Origin of the sequence: Bacteroides intestinalis DSM 17393 (assembly GCF_000172175.1) — a bacterium.
GTDB lineage: Bacteria > Bacteroidota > Bacteroidia > Bacteroidales > Bacteroidaceae > Bacteroides > Bacteroides intestinalis.
Map to the genome: position 1 here is coordinate 2,949,966 of NZ_ABJL02000008.1, position 11,741 is coordinate 2,961,706.

General features: G+C 43.0%; 11 protein-coding genes. 7 read left to right on the forward strand and 4 right to left on the reverse strand.

All coding sequences use genetic code 11. The annotated features are described in order from the left end of the window. Genes BACINT_RS21225 through BACINT_RS21235 form a run of 3 tightly spaced genes read left to right on the forward strand, consistent with a single transcriptional unit; the run spans nt 1 to nt 2,661 of the window. Nucleotides 1-1,296, forward strand: coding sequence for a phenylacetate--CoA ligase family protein (locus tag BACINT_RS21225; RefSeq protein ID WP_007667134.1), 1,296 nt, complete (start codon nt 1-3; stop codon nt 1,294-1,296). Between the two features lie 59 nt (nt 1,297-1,355). Beyond that, complete coding sequence (locus BACINT_RS21230) at nt 1,356-1,925, forward strand: hypothetical protein (protein WP_007667136.1); 570 nt, start codon at nt 1,356-1,358, stop codon at nt 1,923-1,925. A gap of 28 nt (nt 1,926-1,953) precedes the next feature. Further along, on the forward strand, nt 1,954-2,661 hold the full coding sequence (locus BACINT_RS21235; protein ID WP_007667138.1) for a DUF481 domain-containing protein: 708 nt from the start codon (nt 1,954-1,956) through the stop codon (nt 2,659-2,661). A gap of 81 nt (nt 2,662-2,742) precedes the next feature. Here BACINT_RS21235 and BACINT_RS21240 read toward each other — a convergent pair whose 3' ends face one another. Continuing rightward, the gene (locus BACINT_RS21240; protein WP_007667139.1) at nt 2,743-3,120 is read right to left on the reverse strand and encodes a MerR family transcriptional regulator; all 378 of its coding nucleotides are present in this window, start codon (nt 3,118-3,120) and stop codon (nt 2,743-2,745) included. A gap of 5 nt (nt 3,121-3,125) precedes the next feature. After that, nucleotides 3,126-4,094 (reverse strand): M23 family metallopeptidase, encoded by a 969-nt coding sequence (locus BACINT_RS21245; RefSeq protein WP_044155152.1) that lies wholly within the window; start codon nt 4,092-4,094, stop codon nt 3,126-3,128. Nucleotides 4,095-4,246: 152 nt separating this feature from the next. Between BACINT_RS21245 and alaS the strand changes: the two genes are divergently transcribed. Next, nucleotides 4,247-6,865, forward strand: a complete 2,619-nt coding sequence (alaS, locus tag BACINT_RS21250; protein ID WP_007667141.1) for an alanine--tRNA ligase — start codon at nt 4,247-4,249, stop codon at nt 6,863-6,865. Nucleotides 6,866-7,282: 417 nt separating this feature from the next. On the opposite strand, the gene BACINT_RS21255 is transcribed toward alaS, so the two are convergent. Then, nucleotides 7,283-8,107: a hypothetical protein gene (locus tag BACINT_RS21255; RefSeq protein ID WP_044155153.1), complete on the reverse strand. Its 825-nt coding sequence runs from the start codon at nt 8,105-8,107 to the stop codon at nt 7,283-7,285. Between the two features lie 91 nt (nt 8,108-8,198). Continuing rightward, nucleotides 8,199-9,617: an ATP-dependent DNA helicase gene (locus BACINT_RS21260; protein WP_007667143.1), complete on the reverse strand. Its 1,419-nt coding sequence runs from the start codon at nt 9,615-9,617 to the stop codon at nt 8,199-8,201. 95 nt (nt 9,618-9,712) lie between these two features. Between BACINT_RS21260 and BACINT_RS21265 the strand changes: the two genes are divergently transcribed. Genes BACINT_RS21265 through BACINT_RS21275 form a run of 3 tightly spaced genes read left to right on the forward strand, consistent with a single transcriptional unit; the run spans nt 9,713 to nt 11,722 of the window. Next, the gene (locus BACINT_RS21265) at nt 9,713-10,399 is read left to right on the forward strand and encodes a hypothetical protein (RefSeq protein WP_007667144.1); all 687 of its coding nucleotides are present in this window, start codon (nt 9,713-9,715) and stop codon (nt 10,397-10,399) included. 19 nt (nt 10,400-10,418) lie between these two features. Then, nucleotides 10,419-11,198, forward strand: coding sequence for a DUF3822 family protein (locus BACINT_RS21270; RefSeq protein WP_007667145.1), 780 nt, complete (start codon nt 10,419-10,421; stop codon nt 11,196-11,198). Continuing rightward, on the forward strand, nt 11,189-11,722 hold the full coding sequence (locus tag BACINT_RS21275; RefSeq protein WP_007667146.1) for an RsmD family RNA methyltransferase: 534 nt from the start codon (nt 11,189-11,191) through the stop codon (nt 11,720-11,722). The genes BACINT_RS21270 and BACINT_RS21275 overlap by 10 nt, the downstream gene beginning before the upstream one ends. Nucleotides 11,723-11,741: the final 19 nt, after the last annotated feature.

Here is an 11,741-nt window from a genome sequence, read left to right on the forward strand (position 1 = left end):
ATGGAAAAGAATTCAGACATACAGTTTCGCTCTCCCGAAGAGATTAAATTGTATCAGGAAGCCAGACTCACTGAAACCTTGGCTTACTTGCAGGCACATTCCCGCTTCTATCAGCAAATGTTCAAAGAACATTCCATAGACATCACCCGAATCAAGAAGATAGAAGATCTCCAACAAATTCCCGTTACCACCAAAACAGACCTGCAACTACATAATAGTGAATTCATCTGTGTAGACCCGGATGGTATTATCGACTATGTCACCACTTCCGGCACTTTAGGAGATCCGGTTACTTTTGTACTGACCTCCAAAGACCTGGACCGTCTGGCATACAACGAGTATCTGTCCTTCAACACCGCCGGATGCAGCCGACACGATATACTTCAACTGATGACCACCATAGACCGCCGCTTCATGGCAGGGCTGGCGTACTACTTGGGAGCCAGAGAGCTCGGAATGGGAGTAGCCCGTGTAGGCAACGGTATACCGGAACTGCAATGGGATACCATTCATCGTATTCATCCTACCTGCGGCATGGTCGTTCCTTCATTCCTTATTAAATTGATAGAGTTTGCCGAAAAAAATCAGATTGATCATAACACCTGTTCTATGAAGAAGTGTGTATGTATCGGTGAAGCACTGCGTAACCCCGACTTTACATTGAACACCCTTGGACAGCGTATCAGCGAAAAGTGGCCGTCACTCCAACTCTATTCCACTTATGCCTCTACAGAAATGCAATCATCCTTCACCGAATGTTCTGAATTCCATGGCGGACACCTGCAACCCGAGCTTATCATTGTAGAGTTTCTGGATGACAAGAACCTTCCGGTGAAAGAAGGAGAACCGGGAGAAGTAACCATTACCACATTAGGGGTGGAAGGTATGCCTCTGCTTCGTTTCAAAACCGGAGATATCTGTTACCAATATACGGAACCTTGTGTATGTGGCAGAAACACCATCCGGTTAAGTTCTGTGCTGGGACGAAAAGGACAAATGATAAAATACAAAGGAACAACTCTGTATCCACCTGCATTATTCGACATATTAGATGATATTCCCCGAGTAAAAAACTATGTTGTTGAGGTGTACACCAACAAATTAGGTACAGACGAGATACTGATTCGGATTGGCAGTGACGAGAACAGCGAAAGCTTTGCCAAAGAAATTAAAGATTTATTCCGCTCTAAAATACGGGTAGCCCCTACTATCCGATTTGAACCGGCAGAATATATCTCCCAGATACAAATGCCTCCGATGAGTAGAAAAAGCATTAAATTCTTTGATTTACGGTAACTAATTTCTAATTTTGACAAAAATAATAAACTGAGTACTGATTCTAAATTATTAATTGTATGAAAAAGTTATTCACCCTTCTGTTCCTTGCAACAAGCATGATTTGTTTCGGACAAAACAAGAACTTCCTTAAAGAAGCCGAAAGTCTCAATTTCTATGGAGTGGACTATTCGGCAGCTAAAGTATTTGGCGCAGCAGAAACCCCGGCAGAATTTAAGGTGGCATTTGATAGAATTAACCAATTATTTATCACTGAAACCAAGAAATATGATGTTAGCAAGAAGTTAAAAGTAAGAGTTAATGAAATCTCACTCGATGCTGTCAATCAGGTAAATGGAGCAATCAATCCACAAAAATTGATGACGACTGATACAAACTATACGTTGAGCGAAGAGCAGATTAAACAAATTGTGAAAGCACTTCCCACACAAAACAAACCGGGTATTGGACTGGTTATCATTGCTAAATTATTGAACAAAGCAGAGGCATACGGCTCTTATCAGGTAGTATTCTTCAATACGGATACGAAAGAAATAATACAAGATTGGGCTACAGGTGGTAAAGCAAGAGGTTTTGGATTACGCAATTATTGGGCTGGTTCTATTTATAAAGTTATAAACAATCTATAAAACAACAATATACTAAAAACAAAAGACGATGAAAAAATTACTATTATTATTTACCTTATTGGTAGGCATCAGCCTTCACTGTGCAGCACAAAATTACACTGAAGTTGTTTATCTGAAAAACGGAAGTATTATCCGCGGTATTATCATTGAGCAAATACCCAACAGTTCGCTGAAAATACAAACTGCTGACGGAAGTATCTTTGCCTATCCAATGAATGAAGTTGAGAAAATCACAAAAGAGGTAGGTGCATCTAAGAATAGACACCAGGATTTCGGAAAAAAGAGCAGTACCTTGAGAGGTTATAAGGGTTTTGTTGAAACCGGTTATATCTTCGACCTGAGCGATTGTGATGCTAACAGATTTACTTTATCAACCACACACGGTTATCAGTTTAATAATTACCTGTTTGTTGGAGGTGGTATGGGATTGAATTGTTACACAGATGCCGATTTGTATTCTGTTCCCATATTTGCCAGCTTCAGAGCCAATTTCACCAAAAATAAGATTACTCCGTTTGCCGATATTAAAAGTGGCTACGCTGCTGGTGATGTAGAGGGGGCTTTTGTTACATTGGGTGTAGGTGTACGCTTCGCTCTTGCTAAAAAGATGGCACTGAATCTTAAACTGGAATACGCATATCAAGAATATGATTACGAATACTATTATGGCAGCTATTATTACTATGATAGTGAGTCTATAAATGGTATCGGAATCAAATTTGGTTTCGAATTCTAGGTAAAGCAGTTTCTATACTAAAAAGCGGATTGAATTCTACGCCATGTAGTTTTCAATCCGCTTTTCATTTATAATAGTTTCTTATCCCTGCTGAATATCTTTTTTCAGTTCATCCACCTGTTCATAAGTAAATCCGTCAAGGGCTTTCTTCATACTGATCAACTCCTCACGAATCGCTTTCAGGCGATCTACAATTTCAAAGTTACGGAGAGTGCTTTCTTTATTGTCTTTCATTCGCTGGCGGGCACCGGGTAATGTCATTCCCCGTTCCTTCACCAAATGATAGATCAGCTTCACAGTTTCAATATCCTCTTTGCGATATTGCCGCACCCCACGGCTTCCCTTTTTGGGAGAAAGTTGTGGAAACTCTTTCTCCCAGAAACGAAGCAAGGACTCGTTCACATCGAACATCTGGGCTACCTCACTGATGGAATAATATAATTTCAGGTCTTTATCCATAGCTATTAATCGAGAACTTTACCGTGGTTGGCAGCAATCTGTATCATCCGGTCGTAATCCTCAGCACTCAAGTCCATAAAGTAATAGTTGACAGGATTGACTACCTGCCCTTTTACATGAACTTCATAATGCAAGTGAGGACCTGTACTCTTTCCTGTACTGCCTACCCCGCCAATGACTTCACCGCGTACCACCTTCTTTCCGACTTTAGTGCGGAAATCACGCAAATGCGCGTATACGGTCTGATAACCAAATCCATGGTCTACCACAATCCGGTTACCATACCCGGTTTGCCATCCCATCTGTATCACCGTACCATCTCCTGTGGCATAAACATCCGTACCCAAAGGTGCCGAGAAATCCATACCTGCATGGAATTTTGTAGTCCCGTAGATAGGATCGATACGCGTTCCGTAGCCGGAAGCTGTTTTGCGAAGATCTTTATTGGAAACAGGCTGGATGGCGGGGATACAACGCAACATTTCGTCATGGCTCTTACACATATCCACCACATCATCGAAGGAACGCGACTGGATATAAAGTTGCTTGCTGAGCATATCCATCTTCTGAGTTGTATTCACTACCAGATCGGAGTTTGCCATATCCATCAAGTGTTCATAACGGTTAGTTCCGCCATACCCAGCCTGGCGGATAGCCGAAGGTATGGGGTCAGCTGCAAATATAACCCGATACAGGTTATCATCACGCTGCTGCACATCCTGTAACACTCCCATTGCCTCATCCAGACGACGGGAAAGCACATTATACTGCGCTAAAAGTTGGCTATTTTCCTTCCTCAACTCTTTCTCCGAAGGTGAACCGAAAATAATCAGCAGAATTATAAAACTACCTGCCCCAAAGCCCATGCCGATAAACAAACGGCGCAGGAGACTCACCATCCGTTGCCGGACAGTAGGGTAAATACGGTCATAAGTCTGCGTCTGTGGATTATAAATGTAGTAAACTTTGCGCATCTTTTGGAAATATTTCGCTCATTAATACGGCAAAAGTAATAAAAACAAGCTATCTTTGCACAGTTTTTTCAAGAATATTAATACTAAGTAGCAAGTAGTTAGTAGATAATAGCGAACAGAAGATAGTAACAGATTAAGATAAATAAAAGAATATGTTGACTGCAAATGAAATCCGTAACTCATTCAAGAGTTTCTTCGAGAGCAAAGGCCACCAGATAGTGCCCTCGGCTCCGATGGTAATTAAAGATGACCCGACACTGATGTTTACCAATGCGGGGATGAACCAGTTTAAAGATATTATTTTGGGCAACCACCCTGCGAAATATAAAAGAGTCGCGGACTCGCAGAAATGTCTGCGCGTTAGCGGAAAACATAATGACCTGGAGGAAGTGGGACACGACACGTACCACCACACCATGTTCGAGATGCTGGGTAACTGGTCGTTCGGCGACTACTTTAAGAAAGAGGCTATCGACTGGGCATGGGAATATCTGGTAGAGGTTCTGAAGATAGATCCGAAGAACCTTTACGCCACCGTATTCGAGGGCAGCCCTGAAGAAGGATTGGAACGTGACAATGAAGCTGCTGCCTTTTGGGAACAACACCTTCCGAAAGATCATATCCTCAACGGTAACAAGCATGATAACTTCTGGGAGATGGGCGATACAGGTCCGTGTGGTCCGTGTTCCGAGATACATATAGACTCACGTCCGGAAGAAGAGAAAGCCAAAGTTCCGGGTAGCCAATTGGTGAACAAGGATCATCCGCAGGTTATTGAAATCTGGAACCTCGTGTTCATGCAATTCAACCGTAAAGCCGATGGAAGTCTGGAAGGACTTCCCGCCAAAGTTATCGACACGGGTATGGGCTTTGAACGCTTGGTACGCACGTTACAAGGCAAGACTTCAAACTATGATACGGACGTATTCCAGCCGATATTGAAAGCCATCGCTGATATGGCAGGCACTGCCTATGGCAAAGACAACCAACAAGACATCGCCATGCGTGTGATTGCCGACCATATCCGTACAATCGCTTTCTCTATTACAGACGGACAGTTGCCCTCGAATGCAAAGGCAGGTTATGTAATCCGCCGTATCCTGCGCCGCGCAGTTCGTTACGGTTATACATTCCTGGGACAGAGACAGGCATTCATGTATAAACTGCTCCCGGTTCTGATTGAAAACATGGGTGAGGCTTATCCAGAACTGGAAGCACAGAGAGAACTGATCAGCAAAGTTATTAAAGAAGAAGAAGACTCCTTCCTCCGCACATTGGAAACCGGTATCCGCTTGCTGGACAAGACGATGGCTGACGCCAAAGCTGCCGGAAAGACAGAAATCAGCGGTAAGGATGCCTTTACCTTATATGATACTTTCGGTTTCCCGCTCGACCTGACGGAACTGATTCTCCGTGAAAACGGTATGACTGCCGACATCAAGGAATTCGATGCCGAGATGCAACAGCAGAAGCAACGTGCCCGCAATGCCGCTGCCATAGAAACTGGTGACTGGATTACACTGAAAGAAAGAACTACTGAATTTGTAGGTTACGACTATACGGAATATGAAACAAGTATCCTTCGTTACCGTCAAGTAAAACAGAAAAACCAGACACTGTATCAGATTGTACTGGACTATACCCCGTTCTATGCCGAAAGCGGTGGCCAGGTAGGTGATACTGGTGTATTAGTCAGCGAATTCGAAACGATTGAAGTAATTGATACAAAGAAGGAAAATAACCTTCCGATACATATCACCAAGAAATTGCCCGCACATCCGGAAGCTCCGATGATGGCTTGCGTAGATACCGAAAAACGTGCTGCCTGTGCAGCCAATCACTCGGCTACCCACTTGCTGGACTCTGCACTCCGCGAAGTACTGGGCGAGCATGTAGAGCAAAAGGGTTCTTTAGTAACCCCCGACTCACTACGTTTCGACTTCTCTCACTTCCAGAAAGTGACGGACGAAGAAATACGCCAGGTAGAACATTTGGTGAATGCAAAAATCCGTGCCAACATACCTTTGAAGGAATACCGCAATATTCCTATTGAAGATGCCAAAGAACTGGGTGCTATCGCCTTGTTCGGTGAAAAGTACGGCGACCATGTGCGTGTTATTCAGTTCGGTTCATCCGTTGAGTTCTGTGGAGGTACACACGTTGCTGCTACCGGAAACATAGGTATGATAAAGATTGTATCTGAAAGTTCCGTTGCTGCCGGCGTACGCCGTATCGAAGCTTACACCGGTGCACGCGTAGAGGAATTGATGGACACCATAGAAGATACTCTGAAAGATCTGAAAGCGCTCTTCAACAATGCCCCCGACTTGGCCGGAACCATCCGCAAGTATATTGAAGAGAATGCCGGATTGAAGAAGCAGATGGAAGACTTCATGAGGGAGAAAGAGGCACAGATAAAGGAAAGATTGCTGAAAAACATGCAGGAAATCCACGGCATAAAGGTAATTAAGATTTGTGCTCCGATACCTGCAGAAAGCATTAAGAATATTGCATTCCAACTGCGTGGCGAGATTACAGAAAACCTGTGTTTCGTTGCCGGAACGATCAATGAAGGAAAACCGATGCTGACGGTAATGTTGAGCGATAACCTCGTAGCCGGCGGATTGAAAGCCGGAAACCTGGTGAAAGAAGCTGCCAAACTGATTCAAGGCGGTGGCGGCGGCCAACCTCACTTTGCAACAGCAGGTGGAAAGAACATTGACGGACTGAATGCAGCAATAGAAAAGGTACTGGAACTGGCCGGAATTTAATAATTGACTTGTGAAAGCAGGCGGATTATTATTCGCCTGTGCAAGTAAATAACCGGCAAAAGACTTGACTTTGACATCCTAATATCGTATCTTTGTCAATGTAATCCTGATTTAGTTTCGGGAAGATATATAGTAGAGAGGAGAAGCGAAGGTTTCTCCTCTCTTTTTGTATCTATAGAAGTGAAATGAGTTAAGATAGTATGTTTTACAGGATAACATACCATGTAATGGAGTAAAACAAACGATGTAATCACCCCAAACAAACCATCTGTTTGGGTAAAACACATCATCCGTTTAAGGTAAACACATCATCTGTTTGCAGAAAATAGAAACGGGAAAGCCGAAGCCCTCCCGTCCCGTTAAACAAACATAAATTCTCTCTTGACAAAAAAGGTTAGATTAGTATATCTTTTTCAATTATTCCCCACTCTCATCATATGGTTTCAAGCGTTCCACATGATAAACTTTACATCCAGCCGGGACTTCTACCGGACAGATCTCGGTAACATTTTCCCAAAAGTCCATATATTCCATTACAGACGTTCTGGTCAGATCAGGACCATTGAAAGTATAAAGATGCTTTTCGCCATTATACTCAAATAGCAGACCTAAGCGTTCCTTTTCATCTTCAACAACCGGAACTCTTTCATATCGTCCTATGAAAGGAGCAATAGTAGAATTATCCGGATGAACACGCAAGGTTCCTTTTTCCAACATTTCAGATTCATTGTCCGGTATCATCTCATAACGTCCTCCCACCTTTACGGTAAAAAAGTCAGTGAATGCATCCGCTATATTCTTCTGTTGTTCTTCTGTAGCTCCGGGAACCACGATACCATCCTTCACTTTAGACCAAACCAATTTCAGGCATTCATCTACCTTCACTCTCAGTAAAGCTGAAGAACCACTACCATCTCTTACCGTAATTCCCGTCTCACCTTCGGCTTTAGGAATAATCTGTATACGTTGGTACCCACTTTCACTTTTTACAAAAGCAGCAGTTACTATGGCATCGTCACCGTTCACTATGGAATAGTTACCGTCTCCACCATCCACACCGACAATAATACCTTCCGGTTTATTCAGATAGAGATTCGCGGAACTAAATATGTTCCCGCAAGTGCCAACTTGATAAATAGGCGCCTCTCCCGTAAAAAACACCATATCACGATAATCATCCTCGCATGCGGTGCCCACAAACAAGAGTGAAATCAACATTAAAATAGAATAGATGTGTCTCATTGTTTTAGCTTTTATATCGGATTCGTATAATGAAAATGCAGCAAATAGTTAATTACTGCATGAGAACAGATATTTTTTTAGTTCCAACGATTTATAGTATTTGCTCTTTCGGATAATTCACCAGATACAAAGTACCTGTAGCACGGGTAAAAGCTGTATATAACCAGCGGAAATAATCCGGTGTCAGATACTCATCCGTCATATATCCCTGATCGAGAAATACATTCTTCCATTGCCCCCCCTGCGCTTTGTGGCAAGTAACGGCATAGGCATACTTCACTTGCAAGGCATTATAATGCGGGTCCGCCTTCATCTTTTTCATCCTATCGCGCTTCATGGAAATATCAGCGTAATCTTCGAGTACGGCATAGAAAAGCCGATCATTGTCTGCCTTTGGCAAGGCTGGCGCATCAGTATGCAAGGTATCCAGCAGCAGATTAACTTCCAGTTCAAAGTCCCCGTAATCAGGAAAAGCGAGTAGGACTTCCGCAAAACGGAAACCATACAACTCACGCGTCCGGCGCATCCGGCGAAGAACAGCTATTTCACCATTGGCTATGAAATCCATTTCTTTACTTTTCTCCGTCCAGTAGTAATTATTCTTTGCCACCATCAGCAAGTCACCTGTATTCAATTCATCCTCCCGCCAAAGGATTTGCGCACGTATACCATTATTGTAGATATTCGCCCGCTTATTGGAACGGCATACGACAATGGTCTCATCCATCCCGTCACGGTCGTAGCAAGTACTCAGCGTATCTATCAGTTCGTCGCCCGGAACTATTTTTATATCAGCAAACCCCGACACCTTTATCTTTGGCAAACTTTCACAGGCATCTTCGGCTATAAGTTGGCGCAACCGGGTAGCATTCCACAAAATACCGGAGTCCTGCACCTGACGCACTACTTGCGTCAAATCGACCTCTATCACTTCCAGTCCATATCCTTTCAAAGCTTCAGCAAATAAGGCAGGGCTCTGCTCCTCACCCACCGGAGGAAGCTGCGCTGTATCGCCCATCAACACCAGACGGCATCCTGTACCGGAGTAAACAAACTGTATCAGATCGTCCAGCAAACGCCCTGTACCGAACACAGCACCGGATAAGCCCTCGTTCGAAATCATCGAAGCCTCATCCACTATATATAAGGTATGTGTAGTCAAATTATCATTCACCGAGAAGTTACTCACCTCGTTGGAGAAAGATTGCTGACGGTAAATCTTTTTGTGAATAGTAAACGCCGGATGCCCCGCATAAGCAGAAAAGACTTTCGCCGCCCGCCCTGTAGGAGCCAGCAGAATTGACTTCTGTTGCAACTTATCCAATGTCCGTACCAATGCTCCAACCAGTGAAGTTTTTCCCGTACCAGCGTATCCGCGCAGCACAAAAACCGCATCGTTACGAGGAGATAGCAAGAAGGTAGCCAATGATTTTAGTACTATTTCTTGCTCAAAAGTTGGTTCATAAGGAAAATTTTCCTTAATTTGCGTTTCTAAATAGTTATTTATCATTTTTGTAATAGAAAAAAGTTACAGGAACTATCGCCATTAGAATTATTTATTTTATTTTTGCGGTACGAATATAACAACTAAAAAACATATTTATCATGAAAACAGTATTTAATGTCATTTTAGGCTTGTGTGCAGTGGTACTGATCTACATCTGCTATACCAGCATTATGGGTCCTATTAATTTCGAAAAGGCAAGAAAGCACAGAGAGAAGGCAGTTATTGCCCGTTTAATGGACATCCGTAAAGCACAGCAGGAGTACCGTAACTTGAATCACCAACAGTACACAGCAAGTTTCGACACTTTGATCAACTTTGTTAAAAACCAGAAGTTGCCTTTCATCTACAAAGAAGGTGAATTGAATGACAAGCAGTTGGAAGATGGCATGACAGAAAAGAAAGCTATTGCTATCATCAACAAAGCAAAGAAAACAGGTAAATACGATGAAGTAAAGAAAGCCGGTCTGGAAAACTTCAAACGTGATACTCTGTGGGTTGCCGTATTGGATACTGTATTCCCCAAAGGTTTCAATCCCGACTCCATGAGATATGTACCTTACGGTAACGGTGCACAGTTCGAGATGGCTATCAGAAATGATACTGCTAAATCCGGTGCTCCTTTCTGCCTGCTCGAAGTTAAGACTCCGTACGAAACTTACCTGAACGGTCTGGACAAGCAAGAAATTGCTAACATGAAAGACGTACAAACCAAGTTGGGTAAATATTGTGGTCTGATGATCGGTAGCTTGGAAACTGCTAACAATAACGCAGGTAACTGGGAATAATTCCTATCCTCAACTCTGTATGATAGAAACGATTGACTTTAGTAAATCGGAACAATATACGTTATCCATCCGCCTCAGTGCGGATGGATTTTCTTTTTCTGTATTCAACCCTCTCAATGAGGGTGAACTCTTTTTCTTTGACCGTAAAGTAGAAGAATCACTCTCCCTCACAGCCAACCTGAAACGGACTTTCCGCGAAGTAGAATGGTTAAAACATCCTTACCGCCGGGTAAATATACTCATGGCAGGTAAACGCTTTACCCTTGTACCGTTGGAGTTTTTCGAAGACGAGCAAACAGAAATGCTCTTTTACCATAACCATCCTAAACGGGAGAATGAGGTTATACAATACAACATTCTGCGGAAAAATAATACTGTAGTACTGTTCAGTATGGACAAAAGTGCCCGTTCATTTCTTTGCGAACAATATCCTGATGTGAGGTTTTATTCACAAGCAAGTTCATTCATTGAACACTTCTCCAGTAAAAGCCGCTTGGGAAACAGTCGGAAAATGTATGTGCACCTGCGGAAAGATGCTGCCGAACTATATTGCTACGACCGCAATCACCTGCTCCTTGCCAACTCTTTTGAGTGCAAACAGACAGCAGACCGTATCTATTACCTATTATATATATGGAAACAGCTTGGTTTCGAACAAGAACGCGACGAACTACATCTCACCGGTGAGTTGTCCGACAAAGAAACTTTGCTCAGTGAACTACGAAAATTCATCCGGCAGGTATTCGTCATGAACCCTGCCACTAACCTCGACCTACAAGCCATAACCCTATGCGAGTAATCAGCGGAATATATAAAAGAAGAAGATTTGACGTACCTCGTACCTTCAAGGCGCGTCCCACAACAGACTTTGCCAAAGAGAATCTGTTTAATGTACTTGCCAACTATCTGGATTTTGAAGATGGTGTATCTGCCCTCGACCTCTTTGCAGGCACAGGCAGCATCAGTATAGAACTGGTATCACGCGGTTGCAATCGTGTAATCAGCGTTGAAAAAGACCGGGATCACCACGCTTTCATTTGCAAAATCATGCAGGAAGTGAAGGATGATACTTGTATCCCCATCCGTGGCGATGTATTCAAGTTCATCAAAGGGGGACGCGAACAGTTCGATTTCATTTTTGCCGATCCTCCGTATGAATTGCAAGGACTGGAAACCCTTCCCAATCTTATCTTTGAAAATAACCTGCTGAAAGAAGGAGGTCTGTTTGTATTGGAACACGGCAAGAAAGACAACTTCGAGAATCATCCGAACTTTGTGGAACGGCGGGTATATGGAAGTGTAAACTTCTCGATATTTAAATGAAGAACGAAAAATGAAGAAT

Bases quoted from the DNA above. Each gene is read 5' to 3' on its own strand.
- BACINT_RS21225 (WP_007667134.1), top strand. From the start codon at position 1: ATGGAAAAGAATTCAGACATACAGTTTCGCTCTCCCGAAGAGATTAAA.
- BACINT_RS21230 (WP_007667136.1), top strand. From the start codon at position 1,356: ATGAAAAAGTTATTCACCCTTCTGTTCCTTGCAACAAGCATGATTTGT.
- BACINT_RS21235 (WP_007667138.1), top strand. From the start codon at position 1,954: ATGAAAAAATTACTATTATTATTTACCTTATTGGTAGGCATCAGCCTT.
- BACINT_RS21240 (WP_007667139.1), bottom strand. From the start codon at position 3,120: ATGGATAAAGACCTGAAATTATATTATTCCATCAGTGAGGTAGCCCAG.
- BACINT_RS21245 (WP_044155152.1), bottom strand. From the start codon at position 4,094: ATGCGCAAAGTTTACTACATTTATAATCCACAGACGCAGACTTATGAC.
- alaS (WP_007667141.1), top strand. From the start codon at position 4,247: ATGTTGACTGCAAATGAAATCCGTAACTCATTCAAGAGTTTCTTCGAG.
- BACINT_RS21255 (WP_044155153.1), bottom strand. From the start codon at position 8,107: ATGAGACACATCTATTCTATTTTAATGTTGATTTCACTCTTGTTTGTG.
- BACINT_RS21260 (WP_007667143.1), bottom strand. From the start codon at position 9,617: ATGATAAATAACTATTTAGAAACGCAAATTAAGGAAAATTTTCCTTAT.
- BACINT_RS21265 (WP_007667144.1), top strand. From the start codon at position 9,713: ATGAAAACAGTATTTAATGTCATTTTAGGCTTGTGTGCAGTGGTACTG.
- BACINT_RS21270 (WP_007667145.1), top strand. From the start codon at position 10,419: ATGATAGAAACGATTGACTTTAGTAAATCGGAACAATATACGTTATCC.
- BACINT_RS21275 (WP_007667146.1), top strand. From the start codon at position 11,189: ATGCGAGTAATCAGCGGAATATATAAAAGAAGAAGATTTGACGTACCT.